Consider the following 22441-nt stretch of genomic DNA (forward strand, 5'->3'; position numbering starts at 1 on the left):
CTGCACAGCGAAATGTTCTTTGAATATAGCAGCCAGTTATTTATTTTAAAAGAATTTATGAGAGCAAAAAACTGCCTACCACCTGGTTCTGTCAGCAATAAGAAAGGTCGCAATTTTATATTGCGACCTTTCATGAAGCAAAAATAATGCTACATTTCAGGTGCTAATGTTTAGACTTTTACCAAATATATTTCAAACCTGCCATCCCGGTAATCTGACTATAATCATTTTTACCTGTCTGGAAACCTGCATTGACCCATGAATGCAGATTGTTGGTAATTCCCCCTTCAAAACCACCTTTGATTTCATAACGGCTGGAGGGGATATCGTCATACACTTTTTGCTCATTCATCTGAATAGAGTTCGCCGCAGTTTCGTGCCACCAGTTTGCTTCAATAAACGGTTCTATTATAGACCGATTTTTTATCACGCGACCAAATATACGAGCTCCCAAGCGAGTGGTAAAACCATCGGCATCTGCACCGTGAATTCTGGTGCCATTCGTTTCAGCAAAATCATCATTATTCATTCTGGAATAAATCATCTGCGCCTGAGGTTCAAGGTACAGCGATTTATCTCCGTTTTCTATAGCTTTATAGACATACCCTGTCTCCAGAGATGCCTGAAGGACGTCACTGTCATATTTTTCGGTGTTCAGTTGTTCCCCTTTAGTTTCGTTATTAAACCAGGAGTATTGGAGCGATGAATCGACATAAAGGCCTGCCATGCTTTTTGCATCCGCATACCAGGTACCATATAGCCCCGTATTGTAGCCATGTACTTTGCCAGTAGAATGACGAGCACCAGATTTAGACGTTGCTGAATAAGAATCAGTTTTTGCATATCCAGAGCCAAACATAAAACCTACATGCATACGATCATGCCCATTAGACGTCCAACTTGTCAGATCGTTGCCCAGTTGGAACATCGAGGTATAAGTCTGCTGATCGATGCTACCCGCACTTCTTCCTTCTGTACGAGAACCAGAGGTGCGTATCCATGTCGATGGCATCACATCATCCGTAGGCAAACTCTGTGTCAGGTGTTGTTCACCGATACGATCATGCATGGTGCTTATAAACATTGCCTTAGCAGCGGACTGATTACCTAAATACGAACCCGCTTCCGGACGAACAGGAGCAGCTTTTGGTTCAGGTGTTGGCTCAGGTGTTGGCTCAGGATCTGGAACTAAAGCTAAATCTGATGTCAGATACCAGTTCTTGTCAGAAGCTGAATTGCCATTCACCAGCGTATAATCATAAGCTCCAGCAACAATACGACCATTCTGAGTGAATACACCGTCAGAATTTCCTCCTACCTCAATAACCTCAATACCCTCGATCGTTTTTGCGCCTAAACCGCCAACATTGTTGATCGTGACATTAGTGGTACCAGCAGTATCACCAGTAATTATTAGCCTGCTACCAGGTGAATCAGTATCACCATTTAACGCCATATTCATTATTAACTGACCGTTGTTACCGGTATAGTCGCCGTCTATTGTAAACTAGGACATTTCTCCATCGGACATCCCCGGTGCGGCTGAAGCAATCGCCAACGTACCATTGTTCATTAGGTCACCATTGAGTGAGCCATATCCTCCGAACGTTGCGCCTGAATCAACGGAAACATTACTATTCAATTTACTGTCACTATCAGCAATAAGCAACGCTCCCGCTTTAACGGACGTTCCTTTAGTTAAAGTGATTTCATCTCCTTTAATAAGCCAGGTGTTACTTTGTTTTTTATCGAGATATTCGAAATCAGAATATTGATACTTGGTATCAAGAACGCCAGTTCCGGTCTCTCCGAGTAATGTCAAAGTGTCATCACCCCCGCCAGCTTTAACATCTCCGACGATAACAGATGTCGTTTCAAGCTGAAGCTGATCATCATTATCGCCCATAATAATTGCATCTGTTTCGCCGGAAATTTTACCAGAGTTATGAATTATATTTTGGCCATATGACTCAATAGCTGTTGTTTTTGCGGTGATTTCACCAGCATTGTTAATATTTACCACCGAAGCATCATTGGTGGTGTAAAACACGCCCCCCATTCCCGCATCAATCTTTGCCTGTTCGCTATTGTTCAAGTTAATATTGAGAGCGGTAGTGTTGGAGGTTTGTAGATTGAACAGATATGGGCCATTTGCTTTAATATAATTTTTGTTATCAATATTAATGCTTAAATCTTTGCTTACCGAATCTGTAGCAAATATAATTTCCTGATTACTGCCATTTAAGTCTATTGGCCCATTATTGACGAAATTAAAATCCCCGCCCACCCTATAATGAACGAAATAACGTCCGGTATTTGCATCGCTTTCAACTTTACCATTATTCAGAAAGTTCATTTGAGTTGCATCAACTTCATAAACGCAATCGTCTTTTATATCGGGAAGGATAAGAACTCCTGTCTCTGTAATTGTAATATCATCGCCATTCGTTGATATAGTATTTCCTGCATTCACGCTTTCAGTGTCGTCAATTGTTATTGGTGACGCCATGATATTTGTTGAAATAAAGCCAAGTAGTAATAAATAATAATTCAAGGGCTTTAGGCTAATGATTTTTTTGATAAGTGGATAATCTTTTGAATAACGCATTATAAACTTCCAGTAAATATGTAAAAATATAAACCCACTTTCGTTGCGAGATGGGTTTAATTCTCTTTTCCATGTCGATACATAACAATTGAATGTATCTAAATAATTCTTATTTATTGCGAAAAAAAAAGCAAAAAAAATCCAATCCTAAAAAGGATTGTAGAAAAGTTACAATGCAATCATCTCATCCATAAAAATTTCAAAACAACTCCTTGAAATTAATGAAATATTGGTAACGCATTCGTTACATTCTTTGCGGGGTTTCGAAGGACACTATTGATGGGAGATTATGCGAGTATATACATAAGGGAAACGTCTTCAGAAATCCTGAGGTAATCAAGAGATGAATATATCGCGGTTGAGGGCTGCCAGCGCGACATTCATCTCATCAGGTAACTGTGATACGAAGGCGATGGTATCAGTGATCGGACTGAGGTCCCGATAATCATTTTACTGTAAGCATAAAATCCAGCGGAAGAGCATCGTCGGGATTTCGTTAACGGCCAGCATCCACCACCCAAAATCTTTCAACTGCCGGTCTGGCTTCAACATTCATCAGGAAAACATCCCTGTTCGATTGCTTTGTGTCGTTACTACTAATCCCTTCAGTCAGAAGAATGCATTATTTTTGAAGACGGGATTCAGCCGACTTCTCCCGCAGCATATCACAAATAACCTTACCATATGTGTAGCAATTCCCGACTTTTTAACAAAAGTCATTTTGCTCTGAATTTGAAGATCCGGCGTTACCGCTTTTCGGATATTCAGTGAAAAAAGAAGAATAAGCATAGATTAAACATACATATATGTCTCGCATCTGCTATATTTACATTCTTAGCAAGTATCTGTAATCACACTCTTAGTGTTATGTATGATTTACAGAATTTGCTCACTTTAGAGCAAAGGACCTGAAGGGAAATAAAGCAATATCCATTTAACTGTTACTGAACGGCTCTATAAGCAAACGTGTATTCCCATGCGTAGGTGTCGGTGGCCGGATAAATTAACTTCTTCCTGGTTGGTCGGTCAGAGCCCACATTTCATTTGAATACACGATACTGCAAGAGTTTCTCTTATTGAAGAAAGCGAGAAAATCCTTGTATCTTAGCGTTGATAATGAATGGATTATTAATATCGCAGCGTATTAATCAACGAAAAACAGGTCATGACGTTGGAAGTAAAAATGTTTTTTTCACGAATATTTATGGTTTAAATCGATCGTCCCAGGGCATTAACCGATGAGCATCCGATTTTAATTTTTCAGCCTCTACGGGACGGTTTAAAAAGTTGAGAATATTAATCTGATCGTTATACGCGTCTTCATCCATATGCATCTTTATCCATTGGGCATTACTGCTTGCGTATCTCTCAAGTTCGGTTATATCGCCTGACTCATTAAAATTTATGAGTTGCAAAAGCGCAATATCTCGCTGATAACGCATCTGCATTAGCCAGGGTACAGACAGGCGAGTAATGCTTTGAGGTGCCTCCAGCCGGGCAGTTTCAAAATTACCCAGCACAATACTGGCGTTAAAAAGCTGAAATGAAAGCACGATGCCATACAGTGAAAGTGCAATCAGCGGAACGCGGAATAGGGAAGAGCGGAGGTTTACCACACGGGTATTGCCCTCTGCGACTGCCATCAGCAGCAGTACGGCAAAGAAATGTGCGACTGAATAGTATAGCGGGAATTCCACTTGGGTATGTAATAAAATCGGTAGAGTAATTAAAAGCGAAGCCCACTGCCATATACTTTTATGTCGGCGGAACAATACAATCCAGCTCCATAGCAAACATAGCCCGCCTGCCAGCGCCAGGATGCCGCCTTCCGCCCATATAAAGAGCGTTTCGTTGTGCGGATGTTGCATCATTTCACGGCTCGGGTTATCACCGGGCAAATCAGCCATGAAACGTTGAAACGCCGGCTCAAACATTCCAAGTCCCCAACCCCTCCACGGATGCTCGCTTATCATGCGCAGCGTGTAATCCAGCGTTAACCAGCGTTGATTGTTAGAGCTTTGATGTAAAAGTGAATCCACAACACCCTGCTGCAGCATCAACACACCGAGTAGACCACCGATTACTGGTAAGGCAACAATCAGTGTCCGTCGCCATAGAGTAGAACAAAGACGAAAGCGCTGTTGAAAAAACAATATTGACGTGCAACATACAGCTATTATCCCACCGAGCCAACCAATACGGGAGTGGAATAATACTATAGTGGCTGTAATTATGATTATAAAAGTAGATATAAATAATAATCGTAAGCGTTCCATTATAGCTTCATGAAGATTACGTCGTGTATCTGCAAGCAAGTAAAGTAACGCGAAAAGTCCAGTAGCCAAAAAAGATGCTGTAACATTTAACTGTTGAAATACACCGGGAGCATAGCCTGAATACTTTTTTGCGAGTTCGTTTAATGGAAAAGGCAAGTAATTGGGACAATAAAAACCTACTAATGAAAGGCTGCATTCAATAAAGGCAGATAAAGATATAATATAAAAAATAGCAATAGCCTCCTTCTCTTTGAAACGATGTTGCAGTAGTGTCATATAAACAAAAAAACCGGCCCAAATGCCAGCCAGTCTAGGCATTGCGTTAGGTAATGCTGTATGCGGAGACCAGAATGCAGGTATTGTAAATAATACTATGCATGCCAATATTAGCCATAAAACTGGACTGTAATGAAAGCTTTTTTTCTTGTTGAAAAGCCAAAAAAACATTCCCAGTAAAGAAATAAAACACCAGCCCAACGGATTCATTGGCAAATTCATTCCGTAATCACCATTATTAGGCCAGGGAAGATGCATCAAAAACAACCAATAAAAGCAGAAAAGCATGAATAGTGAAACGTTTATTTTTTTTAGCCAACTTTTTTTTCTAGAGTAAGTGCTCATTATAATCTCTTAAACTAAACAGTACTACGATTATGTATCATTCAAAAAAACTGATTAATAATATAACGATGCAATTGGAATATATATGTAAATAAATCGTAAGATAAAATTTATAATCAATCACCCTTTATTTTTACTTTGAAAGACATAGCTTGAGATGTGTCTTCTTTTTAGATGTAATGTCTTTACTTGTTTTCATTTTCACCTGAAAATGGTCTAATTAGATAAAGATTCATTTCTTGCTGTTATTTAAATACGAGAGTGTGCTGATAATCTAAATTGCTTTTTCATTTGAGGTGAGCTAACCAACTGATTTTAAAGGATGATGAATTCTTTTGCATGATTAACAGTGTAATAAATAGCTCAATGGATTAAATTGTCATTCATTCTTACAGGGCGAAATTATTTAATAATTTATTTTGAATGCTATTTTCATCTATAAGATACCAGTTGACTGTGTATCATAAAATTTGAATTTAATGCTGAGTATATATTGTTCACTCTACTGCAATAATCCAGGCTGAAGCAGCGCCAGCGAGAATCAGTATTTGATAATTTCATGCGCGCATTTAATCCTATTTGTAATAATCTGTAGTTGTAAACAATCATTTTGCTAGTATATCGAACGCCATCCAGAGGTGTGTGAGTTTTTTTCAATGAATTTATGTTGTTAATGTTCGTTGTATAAGTGTGTTTATAATTTAAAGGGATTTGACTTGTTGCTAAGTTATTTCCCTGAGATATATTGAAATAAAAAACGAACAAACAAAAAAACAAACAATGATGTCCCATTTTGTTTATCCTTTCTTATCAAATATTCTTCCCACGCAATAAAGTATCAATTCTTTACTTAAATAAAATAATGCATTGTCATCTTTAATAACCAATGGGATGCATGGGTAATTTTCTGGCCTTTCTTCCTGAATGGCTTGTTTTATTTCTTCTTCTGAAAACATGCTGAAATCATATTGCTCTTTATACCAATGCTCGAATTCTTCTTCAGAGGATAGTACGCGTAAGTTTTTGTTAAAATTATCTATGGTGGAAATGATTTTTTTCGGCATAAATAAATCCTCGGCAATGATAACTATTATATAGTAACATAATTCCTGGTGAGCATTATTCCAGGGGGTGGTATAGATCATAGGGAATAAAAGCCATGTTTTAAGTTGGCTTTGTGGGTTAAATTCCATAGGGGAAATTAACCTTATACATTATCATTGGCTAGTTAAAATTTATAAGGGAGTTTGTTAATCTTGCCTAAAATACCTTTCGAAAGTTCTATATATCCTCCAACTTTGAGTTCTCGAAGAATTGCCATAACTCTGCTTCTTGATAGATTTGTTTTTTCTTGTATGTAATCGCATGCACTTATATTCAAACGTACGAATTCATCTTCATTCATAAGATCCTGAAGATTTATCTTTATTAATTCGTAGGTGCTTAAACCTACGCTTGTTAGATATGAACTATATAGGCGTTTAGAACTAAACATCATGATATACGCTATCTCCTTCCAAAGATTATCTCGTTCGACAATAGCAAAAAAATTCATGGTTGGGATAATTTCATATCGGACGTTTTCACCTGCCTTTAAATAAACATCTTCGTTTACATTAATTAGAGCATTCAATCCAAAAATCATAGCACCTCTAATGTATCGTATTAATAAGTTATCATTATTGCGATAAATAGCCATGGTGCCTTCGTGTAAAATTAAAGTCATCGGTTCAGGATTATGACCAAGTGATATAATCTGGCGAGCATGTGCAATACGAATATGTGATGGAGTGGATACAGCCATAATCACTTTTTCAATATAACTTAAAGGTTTCATAGTTGTTTAAGTCCAGTTGCTTAATTATGCTAAGTATAACAAAAAAATAGCTATTCATTAGATTTTAATCTTTAATGGTAACTTAAACAATTTTTCGAAAGGGTTTATCGTTAAACAGCTTTTTTACTGGCTGTTTAACGAATATCTAAAACATCTTAATTGTAGGCGAAGGACATCGTAATCACCGCACTGATCGTTCCCGGGGTAACGCCACCTGATTTGCTAAATGCACGTGTCTGTAGATCCCAGGTTGGTTTACCGCCCGTTGCATCAGCAATAGTAATCGTCGATGTCTTACCGTTACCGTATGCTTCTCCGGCCTTTCCTTCTAGCTGTACGGCCACGTTGGTTGCCGTACCGGTGTTGCTGTAGAGAGTGTTCGCGTCAGCTGCATCAGAAGTGCCATGGAAGGTTGCTGTCACGCTGGATGTCCCTGCCGGGCAATTTTCGAGGGACACCGTAATAGGCACCCATGCAGAGCTGCTGCCGGCGGCATTTAGATCCGACGTTTGCAGATCTTTACCACTACCTAAGTCAATAGTCATATTTTCGCTGTCGGCGCTGACTTCGCACGGAGAGGCAACCACGTTACCTGTTATGTTCAGCGTCACCGGATCAGCGAGGGCAAAATGTGCCAGACCCGAAGCGATATAAAGTGCGGTCATTGTTGCGAGAGAAAATTTATTAATATGAATCATAGGTATAACTCGTTTATACAGATGTTGAATGCAGTGATCCCACTGCGCCAAAGTCACTAATAACACTAAATTGCAGATTTCCGCCGTTCACTCCCGAGGGGAGATCAAATGTCGTGGTGGTGCCTGGCGCGGCATAAGAGACATTTTGCAGCTTCTTTCCGGCAAGGATAATTTCATTGAAGTTGATAAAGCACGGCGTTGGATTTGTGATCTCCAGTTTATGGCCAGAGACACGCCAGCTAAGTTTGCCGCTCTCTTTTTCAACGTTAATATCTTTAAGTGCCGTCGGGCGATAAATCAGCTTGATGCTGGTAGCGACGGCTATCTGCAAGGTGTTTTTTTCGCGCGGAGCAGACGGGATAGCCTTTACGCGTAACCAGAACATCGACTCTTTATCCTGCGGCAGGCCGCCGGTCATAATGATTCGCATCAGATTCTCTTTCCCACCATTCAGTCGATAGAGCGGAGGGGTAATGATAAATGGGGGTTTTTTCGGATCGCTAGTCAGATTATCAACAACGGTTTGAATCAGATAAGGTGTACTATCCGGATTATTTACGCTTAACGACACCTCTTTTTTATCACCGTTATAAAGCAATCGAGTACCGCCAATATTAACAGTAGCGTTGGCGTTAACACAGCTTGCCGAAACTATACAACAGAGCAGAGCAGATAATATTATTTTCAACGGTATACTCCAGGGTAATGAGCTATTCCATAATAAAGTGGTTTGCAAAATCCGTGCTGATAATGCCAATATATTCTTTCTACAGGGGAACTGTCTCTGTTTTTTTAGTCCTGTTTGAAATCCTAAATAGGACTGGATTTTTATGTACATTGAGCAGTGAAACCAAGAACAATATGCCTGATGATAAAACGTGGTAACGCGGGATATCGGAATATGACAAGGGAAAGTTTAATTTTGTTTCTGGAGTATGAATAATGAAAAAGCAAGTTTTGGCTATTATTGCCGCGTCCTTTATCGCTGGCACTAGTTTCACTACTCAGGCAGCAAGCACGACGACGGTAAGCGGCGGCACAATTCAGTTTTTGGGTTCCGTTGCCGACGCGCCCTGCTCTGTGAGTGCTGATTCTGAACATGGCATCGTGACTCTGGATCAGGTCACCCTTGAGAGTCTGGGCGCAAAAGGAGCCGCATCTGGCCAGGCTAAATCATTCACCATCAATCTGGATAATTGTGATGTGACGACCTATACAAATGCGACCGTGACTTTCCACGGCCAGTCTAGCCCAGACCAGGCGGGGGTACTGGCTAACACCGCAGGTTCCGGGGCGGCAACGGGCGTGGCGCTGCAGCTGTATGGTCCAGATGGTAACAAACTGGACGTAGAGAAAGCATCATCCAGCCAGTCTCTGTCAAATGGTACCAACAAGATCCCAATGAGTGTGGATTACATGACAACTGCGGATGCGCCAACCGCAGGTGCGGTTGAATCTGTCGCGACATTCCAGATCACTTATTCCTGATCTGAAAACGCTCTCCCGATACGAAGGGAGAGCGTTAGTTTCACACCGAATAATTATTTTTAAAGAGCAAGAGAAAATGTTTCGTCTTTTTTTAATGATAATTATCACGTTTTTATTCAGTTATTTTGCCAGTGCTAAAAGTTCAGTAAATTTTAGCGGTGGCGACATGCGTTTTTATGGTTCTGTGGTAAACGCCCCTTGCTCCATAGAAGCACAAAGCCTTCACCAAAGCGTGATGATGGATCAGGTTCGGGCAGCTGATTTCCCGTCTCGCGGCAGCTGGTCAGAACCGAAAACCTTTTGGATTAAGCTTGATAACTGCAATAACGAGCTTTTTCATCTTGCCTCAGTCGCTTTTACGGGCTCAGTCGATACGAATGACCCGCAGGTTTTTAAAGCCGGTTTTGGGGCTGATTCAGCCAAAGGCATGGGGATCGGTATTTTCGACAGTAAGGGAGAGTTAATTATTCCTGACTCAGCCCCCCTTTCACTATATCCGCTTCTTGATGGAAAGTCCGTTTTGTATTTTACCGCCAAATACCGATCGGTCTCTGAAAAAGTCGTTGCAGGCGATGCCAGCGCGGCAGTGAACTTTTCAGTGATTTATCAGTAAGCAGTATAGGGAAAAGAATTGTTTAATTTTTATTTCGGAATGTGCAATGAAATCCACTTTGACATTACTACACGCTATACGTGTTTCGTTAACAGTTATAGGTATATTGGCTTCAGTTATTTCTCTCGTGCTGTCAAACAGTGCCGCTGCAGCGGGCGTTGCGTTGGGCTCTACCCGCGTGATTTACCCTCAGGACGCTAAACAGACCAGCATTAATGTAATTAATAGCGATCTGCATGATTCTTTCTTAGTTCAGTCTTGGATATCTGACGACAAGGGCAATAAAGTCCCTACGTTTTTCGTCACTCCACCGCTGTTTGTGTTGAAACCGGGTAAAGTCAATATTCTGCGTATGATCTATAGCGGCCCGGCGCTGCCTGACGATAGAGAGTCCGTTTTCTATCTCAATAATAAAGCCATTCCTTCGCTGGGCAAGTCGGCTCCGGCGGGAAATTCCCTGCAAATTGCCACCCAGTCGGTGATCAAACTTTTTGTTCGCCCGGCGCATCTGACCGTTAAGCCCGCTGATGCCGCCGCCATGCTGCGTTGCCGGGGCGAAGGACCAAACCTAACTGTTTCTAATCCATCACCCTATTTTGTCACCCTGGTCAACGTTACCGTAGGCGGTAAAAAACAGCCGAACATGATGGTTCCGCCAAAAGGCAGCGAGACCATCAAGGCAGCTGGTGCTGTCACTTACCAGACGCTGAATGACTTCGGCGCGGTGACTCCCGCGCTGACCTGCAAAGCTTAACAATGGTAAACGTGATGGCTATCCGAAAAGAAAGACGCATGCTGTCAGTTGTGCGCTGGCGCATTTCGCCGCTGGCGCTGATGATTGGTACCAACCTGTTTTCAGGCTGTGTGCTAGCGGACGAGTATTTTAACCCGGCTTTTTTGACCGACGGCAAAGGGCAGGTGGCCGATCTGTCAAGCTTTGAGCGGGGCGGCGGCCAGGCACCAGGCGTCTATCGCGTTGATGTTTATCTGAATAATGATTTCGTGGTCAGCCGTGACGTCGAATTTAAGGAACAGAAAGCGGCGAATCCTGCCGCTGATGATACGGGGCTGGTGGCCTGCCTGTCGGCAAAAACGCTGTCAGATATGGGCATCGATCTAAATATTCCTGAAGGCAAAGCGCAGGCCATTGACGGACAGTGTGTCAACATCGCTTCACTGATTGATGGTGCAACGGCCAGCTTTGACTTTGGCCATCAGCGTCTGGATCTCAGCGTGCCCCAGGTAGCGCTGAAGAACACCGCACGTGGCTACATCGCGCCCGAAAAATGGGATCAGGGCATTAATGCCCTGCTAATGAACTACAGCTTCAGCGGATCGAACAGCAAAGATCAGAGTGGTAAAAGCAGCAGTAATTTTCTCGGCCTGAACGGCGGGATTAACGTTGGCCCGTGGCGCTATCGCGACTACTCCACCTTTAACCGCAACACCAGCAGTAACGGACAGACCTCTACCGAATGGGAGCACGTCAGCGGCTTTATTGAGCGCACGATTATCGCAATGAAAAGTGAGCTCACGGTGGGTGATAACTACACGTCGGGCGACGTGTTCGACAGCATCAGCTTTCGTGGCGTGCAGTTGGCATCAGATGACAACATGCTGCCGGACAGCCTGAAAGGCTTTGCGCCAACGGTGCGCGGCATTGCCAAAAGTAACGCGCAGGTCACCATCAAGCAGAACGGGTATATCGTATACCAGACCTACGTCGCGCCGGGTGCCTTTGCCATTAACGATCTGTTCCCAACCTCCTCGAGCGGCGATCTAATGGTGGAAGTGAAAGAGCAGGACGGAAATATTCGCACCTACAGCGTGCCGTACTCGGCCGTGCCGTTGCTGCAGCGCGAAGGGCGCATTAAGTATTCTCTGACCGCCGCGAAGTATCGCACCAGCAACGATCAGCAGGAGCAGATGTCCTTTGGGCAGGGTACCCTGATTTGGGGGCTGGCACACGGTATTACCCTTTATGGCGGCACGCAGTTATCCACCAACTACAAAGCCGTTGCGTTCGGGGCGGGGTTCAATATGGGAGACTGGGGGGCTCTGTCAGCGGATATTACCGGCGCGAAAAGCACGTTGATTGATGATACTCAGCACAGCGGACAGTCGTTGCGCCTGCTTTACGCTAAATCCCTTAACGAGTTTGGTACCAATTTCCAGTTGCTGGGGTACCGCTACTCGACTTCCGGGTACTACACCTTTGCTGACACTACTTACAAGCATATGGATGGTTATAACAGCGATCCGGAAAACGAAGATAACGATCCGAGAAATGACCATCCTCATTGGTTTGACTACTACAACCTCTACTACACCAAACGTGGCAAGGTGCAGGTAGACATTTCCCAGCAGCTGGGGAGGCTGGGTTCAGTGTACGTGAGTGGTAGTCAGCAGACCTACTGGCACACCGAGGGGAAAGATACCCTGTTGCAGGTGGGGTACAACACGACATGGCACGATATCAACATGGGCCTGAGCTATAACTACAGTAAATCTTACGGCCAGCCGGAAGCGGATAAAATGATCGCTTTCAACGTCTCTTTGCCCATCGGCAAATGGCTGTCGCCAAAAGATTCCACTACGCCTAACAATGCTTTTGCGACCTACAACGCCAACCATGACAACCATGGCAGCGTCACGCGTAACGCCGGGATCAGCGGAACTTTGCTGGAGGGTAATAACCTGAACTACAGCGTGCAGGAAGGTTTTGCCAACAATGGTGCGGGTAACAGCGGTAGTGCCAGTCTGGCGTATCAGGGCAGCTACGGAAACTCGAACATCAGTTACAACTACAGCGATAACGGTGATTCCCAACAGGTTAACTACGGTATCTCTGGCGGCGTAGTCGCCCATCGTCACGGTGTAACATTCAGCCAGCCGCTGGGGGAAACCAACGTACTGATTGAGGCCCCAGGCGCGAACCGGGTGCGCGTTGAAAATGCCACAGGCGTGAAGACCGACTGGCGTGGCTATGCCGTGGTGCCGTACGCCAATACTTATCGCAAAAACCGCATTGCCCTTGATACCACCACGCTGGGTGACAAAGTAGACATTGATGATGCCGTGGTCGACGTGGTACCGACCAAAGGGGCACTAGTTCGCGCTTCTTTTAAAGCGCATGTGGGTATTCGTGCGCTGCTGACGATGCTGCATAACAATGAACCGATACCATTTGGGGCCACCGTCACGCGTGACGATGAGGGGGCTGGTAGCATTGTCGGGGAAGGTGGTCAGGTATATCTCTCCGGACTCGCGCCAAAGGGCAAGCTGAAGGTGCAGTGGGGAGAGGGCGACAATCAGGCCTGTAGCGCAGACTATCAACTACCAGTTGATTCAGAAACTGCTGCCATCACCCAGATGAAAATTATCTGCCGATAACAAGGATGAACATGAAGAAGCCAATAATTTTAACGTCAGGCACAGCCGCCTTGATGTACATTTTACTGTCATCCTTTGCGTTGGCTGCTGACTCGACGCTGGCAGTGACGGGGAACGTCATAGCCAGCAGCTGTGACGTAGACATAGGAAGCGTAAATCAGAAGATAAAAATCGGCACCTTTTCCGGCAAAGATTTCCCATCAGTGGGAAGCACCTCTGCATTTAAGGCGATGAATATAAATCTGTCGAATTGCTACGAAAAGCTGAAGACAATACAGGTGACATTTTCCGGTACTTCCGATGCGGATAACCCCGCGCTGTTAGCATTAACCAGTAGTGGAAGTGGCAACACGCTGGCAACGGGGGTTGGTGTCGAGCTGCTGGATAGTAGCGGTAAAACCATTCCCTTTGACAAAGTCTCTCCGCAGACATTTGACCTCGATGCAGGGGATAACACGCTTTCGTTCCTGCTGCGCTACAAGTCTACCCGCTATCCAGTGACCGCTGGCGAGGCCTCGGCGGTAATGTATTTCGATTTAACCTATCAGTGAGTACCATTGAATGACTTCAGGACAATGGAAAGGTGTGATGATTCTACTGTTGGTTTTATTTATTTCAGTAGCACATGGTCATGATGGCACCGTCAATATTTCCGGGACGATTCAGGATAACACCTGCGAGCTGGCACCGGATTCGCAAAATAAAACGGTTGATATGGGAGTCGTGGCGGCTTCACAATTTAGGAGGGCAGGGGATTTTTCACCGGCTACACATTTTACCCTTAATCTACAAAACTGTGGCCCGGCGGCTAGTGGGGCGACGGTGACCTTTTCGGGTTCTGCCGATGGGCAGGATCCGGAACTATTTGCTATCGCAGCAGAGGCTGATTCTGCCAATGGGCTGGCTCTGGGGATTTTTGACAGAAACGGTAAGCTTATCGCGCCCGGAAAAACCAGCACGGAAGTAATATTAAAAGCTGGGCAGGCTTCAGTGGTGATGGAGTTTTCAGCACGATATGTGTCTGTTCAGAATAGTGTTACAGTGGGGAGTGCAAACGCTGTTGTAACTTTTATAGTAAACTATTTATGATATTGAGCTTCTCATTTTCTTTAACGTCTGATCTAAAGCTATTCGCACTAGTTAGTGCCCCACTCATGTCGTAATGGCGATGTCAAGATATTTACTTTCCTAAATGGGATTGTTTTTTATTTTATCAGTATGCATTTTAAACTTAATATGATGTGAAAAGTGTTTTGTATTGTTTTGACTTAACTGTTTCGCGAGGTTTTATGTTTATTAGATATTGCTTTTTTTTTTTGATTCAAAGTATGTTGTCAATGAATTGTTTTGCTTCCACTGCTTATACTAATATGTGCACGCCTACCGGAGGCACCAAACAGTATACATTTAACATGGGTAACAAAGTAATCACAGACCCACTTCAAAATAAGGCTGGGACTTCTTTTGCGAACGTTTATTCGTGGGCGAATGCTGGAAGTTTTACAGTAACATGTAGCTGTCCGGGTAGTTATACACCACATTACAAGGCAACATCGTCACTCCCACCAGGACACAATGATGGTAATCAGTACTATAAAGTGAATGATAATTTAGAGGTTATGACGAAAATATATTTAATGAATACAACAACTGAAGGAACTGTTTATAAACCAGTACCTTTTGAAATGGTAAGTACAGCTTTGATAGCATGTAGCGGTCATACTTACATGTCAGGAGGTGATGGGAATATTTCATTATATATAACAAAGCCCTTTGTTGGTCAAAGTACATTCAATAATATAAAGATTGCATCTTTCTATATTTCTGCAGACTCTACGTATAGTAGTCAACAAGCTTCTGCAGATATAAATATGTCCGGCGTGATTACTGTCCCTCAAAACTGCGTAATCAATAGTGGCACCGCACTAGTTGTGGACCTTGGTAGTATTATAGATAAAAATTTCAAGGCTAAAGGTCAACTTCCGGATGGATATACCCCAAAAAAATTCAATTTTGGAATAAAATGTAATAATTTAGATGCTCAGGCATCTCTTTCACTTAGTATAACTGCGACACCCGCAACTGCATTGAGCACTGCTATCGCTTCTTCAAATAGCGATGTTGGGATTGTGATTGCAGACGAGCAGGGAACACCGTTAAAAATTAACAGTGACAATGGTCTTTCGTTCCATTTGGACTCAGACTTTACTACTGAACTTTCATTAATGGCTTGGCCTACATCAACTACAGGGAAGCTGCCTACAGCTGGAAAATTCGATTCAGTGGCACAACTCAATGTAACTTATCAGTAATATTGGCTAGTGGGTGCTAAATTAGAACCAATCTTAGTGAATAATTTTGAACATTGATCTGATATCGAATAGGTGTTGGGAGCTTGCAAGCTCCCATATGAATAATATCCTAATGTTAAGAGTATCTTTATGTGCAAGGTGAGTGCATCCAGATGAAAAACCGACTCTCCAAAAGAAGAGATGAACACTGTTCATAGTTTGGCCGCTGTAAGTACTCCCGCTTTAGTTTCTCGTATACTTTGATCTTTGTGAGTATTTTCCTATAAACGGTGTGTTTCTTGTATCAGTTTATTTAAGGATTCATAAGGCAACTTTCATTTATATTTCGTCAATCAGCCTTCTGTAATGCCGCGTGCTTAATTAAATTTTTTAAATATATAGAAATGCATTATTTCATGGTAGATTCAAGTAATACGCTCGATAAATATATTTTGTATTAGTTTACTCAGTTTTATAAAACCCAGCATCGTGCCATGTTCTTCAGTCCATTGCACCAGATAAAGAAAACTATAATTCTAGTCTATTTACCATTGACATATTTAGCAGATATCCGCGATTTGCCACTATCCTTGTTAAAAAATACACCACCTCGCTCAACGATAACGTCTTGCATGCTTAGCACACCCACATCAACAATATCTCGAGCACATAGTGGACGCGTTAATGCTTTATCGCTGGCTTTAAATCTTTTTCGATAATATTTTATAACGAACAATTTTGAACAGTTCGACAAACATCTGATTAAGATGACGGTGATATACTCAAGGTTTTTGTTTTTTTACATTTGCCGCTTCCGTCCCGGAATGTTTTATTTTTATTCATGACTATTCTAGGACGGTGATGAGCTGATTTTAAACGAATCGAATCCTACACATTGCGATCTCCGCAGGAACATAATCAGTATCTCGGAAGATCTCTAAAAGTGTATTTTTTTTGCCTGGATACTGACGGTTTGGCGGTGTAATCCGCAAAAACAGGTACTGGTTCACTCGATCCAGGGCATTCAGTACCAAGCTAAGATTGGCAGTCGTTACTGAAATCATACGGCCAGGAGGGCATCATGAGCCGTCGCGGTAACTGTCTCGATAACGCAGTTGCAGAAAGCTTTTTCCAGATGTTGAAACGCGAGCGGAAAAACAAAAAATTCTATGGAAAGCAGGAAGAAGCCATAGCGATATTTTTGATTATATAGAATGTCTACAACAGTAAGGGTCGTCATGATTCGAGCGATTAGATGTCATCGCAAGAATATTAAAATCAATATGATCAACGGACTGATATTGTCTGGATTATTCGTGGAGATTCACACATCTCTTGTAACTCATTAAACATCCTTGCCACATGAAAGCCATCGCACACCGAATGATGGACCTGCACCGCCAGCGGCAACAGCACTTTTCCATCCTGCTCGTAGTATTTCCCAAACGTGAACATAGGCGAAAAGAAGTTCTTCATATGCGCAATGTTCATCGTAAAGTTGGTAAAGGTTACCCACGGAATAGACGACACGAAAAAGATATTTTCCCGGGACTCTTTCTTAGGCCAGTAGGAAAGGTTATTGCCATAGCGGGCCGTATCTTCTGCATACGTGTTCTGGAAGTGATGAATATTGCCGTCATAGTGGCTCCACAATGACGAAAACGTCTCCGTTTCTGGGTGGAAAATGGTGTAGCTGGGATGAACTTCATTCCATATGACAAGCTCATTGTCCTTCATAGCCATGCGGAACTCAGGATGCCGGTTCATGATGTTAGACAGGAGAAAAATGATCGTCGGGTAAAACTTCCAGCCAACCTCTTTGATGTGTTTCCTCAGCGCGGTAATGTCGACCAGAACGGTTTGGTTAATTGTGCATTCAGCAAATGACTGGAAGACTTCAAAATGCTCCTTCCTTGGCCAACGAGATAAATCAACAGGCGTATACTCAGGGGCTGTTTTTTTCATTGCTTAACCTTTGATTATCAATCGTCTAAATGATTTTGGGCCATAAACGACCGGACAACCATTTCAACCGTATCTAATCTTCCTGTCAATCTCAGCCTGGGGTTTTCCGAACAGGTATCCCTGCACGAGATCGCAGCCAAGCGCCTGAAGACGTTCAAGCTGCGCTTCGGTTTCAACACCTTCTGCAATGACCCGCATGTTGAGGCTTTTCGCCATGCCGGTAATTAACTTAACGATATTAAGGGCATCATCCTGCGTGGATATCGGATTCACAAAGGATTTGTCGATTTTTATTTTATCGAAATTGAGTTCGCTCAGTCGTGAGAGTGACGAATAACCCGTTCCGAAATCATCGATAGAAATTTTTACACCCAGCGCTCTGAGCTTTTTGAGAATAGTGATCGGCATGTTGCTGTCACTGAAGAGTGACGACTCCGTTACCTCTAACTCAAGTCGGCTAGCCGGTAACCCAGTCTCTTTCAGGATGGACTGCACCATCGTTGTAAAAGATTTATTACCTAACTGAATAGGCGAAACATTTACAGAGATCCTTGCCGGAACGGCCCAGGAAACTGCTTCCCGGCAGGCAAGCTCAAGCACGGTTTTGCCGATCTGATTGATCATCCCCGTTTTTTCAGCGACGGAAATAAAATAATCAGGGGCAAGTATCCCCCTCACCGGGTGTATCCAACGAATAAGCGCTTCATAGCCGTAAATGTCATTGCTGAATGAATCGACAATAGGCTGGTAATAAACAACGAATTCACGGTTATCGATCGCCAGTGCCATATCATGTTCAAGAGTTCTGCTTTCCTGCAACTTTTGCAGCATCCATTGACGGAAAACTTTTATCTGCTGTGAACCCTCTTTTTTGGCTTCGTAGAGCGCCAGATCGGCAAATTTATAAAGATAATCAGAGCGTCGTTCATTATCAGATAAAACGATACCCACGCAGGTGGCGATTTTTATCAGCTGGTTATTTATCGTGTAGGGCTGGCTAATATGCTCGCTGATTTCTTTGGCGCGTGAAACGGCAGCAGTTTCGGTGAGTCCACTCGACAGAAGGGCGAACTCGTCTCCGCCTAAACGGTAAAACGTATCCGTTGCGCTGCTCATCGAGGTCAGCCGTCTGGATACCTGATTCAACAGCAAATCTCCCGTATCGTGGCCATAGGTATCGTTGACCTCTTTGAACCGGTCTAAATCAAATAACATCACCGTGACGGGGACGTGATTTTTATCTGCCTGAATATTAATTTTGTTGAGATCGTCCCAGAAGAAAAGGCGGTTTTTCATGCCGGTGAGGGAGTCATGATAAACATCGTATTCCAGCTTCGAGTTCTGAATTTGCAGTTTTTCTTTTGATATTTGAAGTTCATCAGCCAGGCTTTTGACCTGCATGTGTGCTTTCAGAATGTTTTTATTCTGGTAGATCATTAGGAAGCCAAGAATAAAGCTTAAAATCACCAGGAGCAAAGAAAGTGCGGAATAAATATAATACAGTATTTGTATTTTGTTGTTGGATTCATTAACAGTGTTAATATCTTTTGTTAATGCCGTTGCAGATAACTGGCTGAGCGGTGCATCGAGCTCATGCATATTTGTCAGGTATGCCTTTAACTCCGGATGGCCCATTTTTTCAAGATGACTATCGAGATAGGTCAGTATTTTTTCTAAGCGTAAAGCCAGCTCCTGATGCGTTTTATCGCTGTCAATGTAGCGACCTAAATCTCCCCCCTTCATTAAATCGGCCTGGCTAAGCATAATTTCGAGGCGCATGCGGACCTGGTCTATCGTAACGTCATCGGTATCGGTTGCGTATAGACCAAGCCATGATTCAAAACGGTAATACTCTGATACCAGTTGTGCCACGGACCAGGACTCAGTGTATTGAGTCAGTTTTTGCAATTCCTGCTGTCGATCGTAAACAAGGAATGCAATATATCCTGTCGTGATAAAAAGAGAAAAAATGATACCAACCAGTATCCTGTTCATTATGTTCTCCTGAACGACTACTCAATCTTCATTTTGCTAACCTGCCATGCTGATCGTGAGTAATAAATCTGATTATTCAACTCAGGAAGACTGTCATAGGGGTATACAATGAACGATGGGCCTTTATCGCGGATGCGCATATATTCGCCATTGACCTTTAAGGCAAGTATGGCGTTGTATTTTTTAAAGTCGTTGAGAGGGATGACGGTTGAGTAATCATTGAGCGCAATAACATTAACGTTTGTACCTTTTGCACCCACATAATCCATGAGCTTGCTCATTGGAACACCCTCAAACTTCGTACGACCGTTATACCAGGGGGAGGTCGTCTCGAAACTCACTACTCCGAGTTTTTCAAGGCTGGCGAGATCAAACACTGCTTTTCCATTTTCGTTGGTATTTTCTATATTACCGTAAATCGTTAAAATGGGTTTACCAACTGGTTTTGGCAGGTCGCCAGCCCAGGTTACACTTTGTACAAGACAGCATAACAGCAGTAGGGTTAATCGCATTTTGACCTCCACCTTTTTAACGTAAGTATAAGAATTATAATTTAGATATCACACGAGTTGATATATTTTGTTGGGAAGTAAGGGGTTTTATCGCTTTTATTGATATAAACTCATTTTAATCAATGAGTTAGGTGTTGCAGGTGGCAGGGTGTTTGATACTCAAGCGACGCTTAACTTTTTGATAAAAGCTAAAATTGCGGGCATAAATGCTCTTCTGTTTAAAAAATAATCGCTTTAATTGATTGATATTAACTTCCACGACAATTTTTGGATGTCCGTGGCTTTTTGGGACGCGAATCTGGAGACTAAATACGCGCCCCGGTTGTGTCCGTAGTTTCAGGATGACGTTGATAAGCGAGGACACGAACATTCAGATTGTGCGTATCCCATACCGCTTTGCTTACTTGAGGCCATCCTGGGTGGCCGCCGCCGACTTACCCCCTTTCGCCATGCTGGAAAACACTGCGTCCCGGTAGATCCATGCATGAACGAGTGCCGCAGAGAGATGGACCAGCACCACAGCAAAAAGCAGCTTTGCCAGAAGGCTATGGGCGTCGTGACACCAGGCATACAGTGTTGGACTGGCCGTGACAATCGCCGGCAGGTTGACGCCATCAAACATCACAATCGGCAGGCCTGCTGCCGACAGTTGCGCCCAGCCCAGCAGCGGCATTGCCAGCATTAGCGCATACAGCATCCAGTGTGATGCCTTTGCTGCAAGCACCTGCCAGACGGGCAAATCGGCAGGAAGTGGCGGCGTCCGGCTAAGAAGCCGGTTGACCAGACGCACCAGTGCCAGCAGTAAAATGGCGACACCCAGCGGCCGGTGCAGGTCGATTAACCAAATCCGGTGATGTAACGACGTCATCATCGCGACACCGATGAACAGCATCGCCAGGATCATCACAGCCATCAGCCAGTGCAGGCTTCGCGCCAGGATATTGAAATGCTGCGGCGCGTGCTCTCGCATATCTTTATTCGAACTCATTTTACCTCCTGCTTTTGCACGGCTTCGGTGGCCTTGCCGTAGCCGATTTCCCGCTCGCGGCGGCTGAAAGAGTGGGAGTAGGCAGCGGAGCGGGCGTTTAAGATGGGATCATCAGACACCGCAACGCCTGCTGGAACGACAGAAGGATCAAAGTTAACGTCGCGGCACGCGCCTGTGGATTGTGCTTCGACGCGCGTCACTTCCAGCGTGCCGGCCACCATCTTTTTGCGATCGTCCGGCCATGGCTGGGAAGGATCATCTACCGGATCGCCCGGCTGTGCGAGCTGCAAAACGTAATCCCAGTAGAGCGGCTTCTGCGCCAGGCGCTGACGCAGGTTTTCAAACAGGAAGTTGTCATCGGCTTTCTGTCGTTGCTCATCGCTTATCGACAGGAAAGGCTCGTGCGGACGCATCATCCAGCGAACGGCCTGGCGATCCCCCTGCGCGTTCACAAGGTAAAAGGCGTTAATGCTGTAAAACGTCGCGCCCGCGAAGCTGCCGGGCGCGGGTTTTTGTGCCGCCCATTTAAGATATTTCTCCGCCTCCGGGTACGCTTTTAAAAAGTCTTTGAGACGCTGCGGGTCCGGTTTTCCGGTGGCTGCATCAACAGCAGTGGCTTTTCGCAAGGCCAGAAAACCTTCCGGGCTGTGCGTGGCGAAGAAAGGCTCGTTGTTCATCGCCATTCGCCATTGTTGCTTGTCATCTGTCTTCAGCAGTAGCGCCATGCTCAGGGTTTTGGTCGTACTATCCGGGGCATGGGGATCGCCGGTACCAATAGAGAATCGGCCCACCACGGGCACTTCCTGCTGCGAGAAGAGGCGGGAGGTTGAAAGGGAATCCGCCGAGCCGTTTGGCGTAAAGGTTCCGGCAAAGCAGATGCCTTTTCCATGCGCGCGACGAAAACCCGGCGGGAAGGGTTTCGGTGTTTCACCCACCAGTGCCTGGCTGACCGTGCGTGACCCAAGCCAGCCCGCCGTCCATGCAAAAGCAGAAGCCAGCGTACCGGCGACAATGGCGATAGCTGCCAGCGCGCCCCAGGTTTTTTTGGACCTCAAAACCAGTTTCGACATAGACGTTTTTCCAGAACAAAATACCATCACGTGTCATGCGCAACGTATCGTGCATGACATGTGGTAATACAGTGGCGAATATGGCT

19 protein-coding genes and 1 pseudogene are annotated in these 22441 nt (G+C 44.0%); 8 read left to right on the forward strand and 12 right to left on the reverse strand.

All coding sequences use genetic code 11. The features are described 5' to 3' along the window. Positions 1–178: 178 nt before the first annotated feature. From FOY93_RS04765 to FOY93_RS04800, 7 genes are all read right to left on the reverse strand, one after another. Positions 179–1501, reverse strand: a complete 1323-nt coding sequence (locus tag FOY93_RS04765) for an autotransporter family protein (RefSeq protein WP_269473907.1) — start codon at positions 1499–1501, stop codon at positions 179–181. Positions 1502–1507: 6 nt separating this feature from the next. Then, positions 1508–2608 carry a hypothetical protein gene (locus FOY93_RS04770; RefSeq protein ID WP_143344733.1) on the reverse strand — a complete coding sequence of 367 codons (1101 nt, stop codon included), beginning with the start codon at positions 2606–2608 and terminating at the stop codon, positions 1508–1510. A 1202-nt stretch (positions 2609–3810) separates the two neighbouring features. After that, entirely contained in the window at positions 3811–5505 is a 1695-nt protein-coding gene (locus FOY93_RS04780; protein WP_143344734.1) for a PglL family O-oligosaccharyltransferase, read from the reverse strand. 797 nt (positions 5506–6302) lie between these two features. Continuing rightward, complete coding sequence (locus FOY93_RS04785) at positions 6303–6698, reverse strand: hypothetical protein (protein ID WP_136195233.1); 396 nt, start codon at positions 6696–6698, stop codon at positions 6303–6305. Positions 6699–6733: 35 nt separating this feature from the next. Continuing rightward, positions 6734–7342: a helix-turn-helix domain-containing protein gene (locus tag FOY93_RS04790; protein WP_136195234.1), complete on the reverse strand. Its 609-nt coding sequence runs from the start codon at positions 7340–7342 to the stop codon at positions 6734–6736. A 155-nt stretch (positions 7343–7497) separates the two neighbouring features. Continuing rightward, positions 7498–8040 carry a fimbrial protein gene (locus FOY93_RS04795; RefSeq protein WP_232057375.1) on the reverse strand — a complete coding sequence of 181 codons (543 nt, stop codon included), beginning with the start codon at positions 8038–8040 and terminating at the stop codon, positions 7498–7500. Positions 8041–8053: 13 nt separating this feature from the next. Beyond that, positions 8054–8728 carry a fimbrial biogenesis chaperone gene (locus FOY93_RS04800; RefSeq protein WP_133293841.1) on the reverse strand — a complete coding sequence of 225 codons (675 nt, stop codon included), beginning with the start codon at positions 8726–8728 and terminating at the stop codon, positions 8054–8056. 254 nt (positions 8729–8982) lie between these two features. On the opposite strand from FOY93_RS04800, the gene FOY93_RS04805 reads away from it, so the two are divergent. The 8 genes and pseudogenes from FOY93_RS04805 to FOY93_RS23685 form a co-directional block, all read left to right on the forward strand. Further along, positions 8983–9528, forward strand: coding sequence for a fimbrial protein (locus FOY93_RS04805; protein ID WP_133293842.1), 546 nt, complete (start codon positions 8983–8985; stop codon positions 9526–9528). Positions 9529–9604: 76 nt separating this feature from the next. Further along, positions 9605–10141 (forward strand): fimbrial protein, encoded by a 537-nt coding sequence (locus FOY93_RS04810; RefSeq protein ID WP_158285459.1) that lies wholly within the window; start codon positions 9605–9607, stop codon positions 10139–10141. A 46-nt stretch (positions 10142–10187) separates the two neighbouring features. Beyond that, positions 10188–10895: a fimbria/pilus periplasmic chaperone gene (locus FOY93_RS04815; protein WP_133293844.1), complete on the forward strand. Its 708-nt coding sequence runs from the start codon at positions 10188–10190 to the stop codon at positions 10893–10895. A gap of 14 nt (positions 10896–10909) precedes the next feature. Continuing rightward, a complete protein-coding gene (locus tag FOY93_RS04820) occupies positions 10910–13534 on the forward strand; it encodes a fimbrial biogenesis usher protein (protein ID WP_143344735.1) in 2625 nt (874 codons plus the stop codon). An 11-nt stretch (positions 13535–13545) separates the two neighbouring features. Continuing rightward, positions 13546–14085, forward strand: coding sequence for a fimbrial protein (locus FOY93_RS04825; RefSeq protein WP_232057377.1), 540 nt, complete (start codon positions 13546–13548; stop codon positions 14083–14085). Positions 14086–14095: 10 nt separating this feature from the next. After that, positions 14096–14623: a fimbrial protein gene (locus FOY93_RS04830; protein ID WP_133293846.1), complete on the forward strand. Its 528-nt coding sequence runs from the start codon at positions 14096–14098 to the stop codon at positions 14621–14623. A 323-nt stretch (positions 14624–14946) separates the two neighbouring features. Further along, positions 14947–15846: a fimbrial protein gene (locus FOY93_RS04835; protein WP_158285460.1), complete on the forward strand. Its 900-nt coding sequence runs from the start codon at positions 14947–14949 to the stop codon at positions 15844–15846. A 935-nt stretch (positions 15847–16781) separates the two neighbouring features. Beyond that, positions 16782–17080 (forward strand): annotated as a pseudogene (locus FOY93_RS23685) (IS3 family transposase); the annotation flags it as partial. A 32-nt stretch (positions 17081–17112) separates the two neighbouring features. Here FOY93_RS23685 and catA read toward each other — a convergent pair. The 5 genes from catA to FOY93_RS04865 form a co-directional block, all read right to left on the reverse strand. Next, positions 17113–17790 (reverse strand): type A chloramphenicol O-acetyltransferase, encoded by a 678-nt coding sequence (gene catA / locus FOY93_RS04845; protein WP_133293848.1) that lies wholly within the window; start codon positions 17788–17790, stop codon positions 17113–17115. A gap of 63 nt (positions 17791–17853) precedes the next feature. Further along, complete coding sequence (locus FOY93_RS04850; protein ID WP_133293849.1) at positions 17854–19785, reverse strand: putative bifunctional diguanylate cyclase/phosphodiesterase; 1932 nt, start codon at positions 19783–19785, stop codon at positions 17854–17856. Positions 19786–19802: 17 nt separating this feature from the next. Continuing rightward, positions 19803–20297: a putative pterin-binding protein gene (locus tag FOY93_RS04855; RefSeq protein WP_133293850.1), complete on the reverse strand. Its 495-nt coding sequence runs from the start codon at positions 20295–20297 to the stop codon at positions 19803–19805. Between the two features lie 400 nt (positions 20298–20697). Further along, a complete protein-coding gene (locus tag FOY93_RS04860; RefSeq protein ID WP_143344737.1) occupies positions 20698–21285 on the reverse strand; it encodes a cytochrome b in 588 nt (195 codons plus the stop codon). Then, positions 21282–22355 carry a catalase family peroxidase gene (locus FOY93_RS04865; protein ID WP_143344738.1) on the reverse strand — a complete coding sequence of 358 codons (1074 nt, stop codon included), beginning with the start codon at positions 22353–22355 and terminating at the stop codon, positions 21282–21284. The genes FOY93_RS04860 and FOY93_RS04865 overlap by 4 nt, the downstream gene beginning before the upstream one ends. Positions 22356–22441 lie beyond the last annotated feature (86 nt).

Origin of the sequence: Enterobacter sp. 18A13 (genome assembly GCF_007035975.1) — a bacterium.
Classification (GTDB): Bacteria; Pseudomonadota; Gammaproteobacteria; order Enterobacterales; family Enterobacteriaceae; genus Enterobacter; species Enterobacter vonholyi.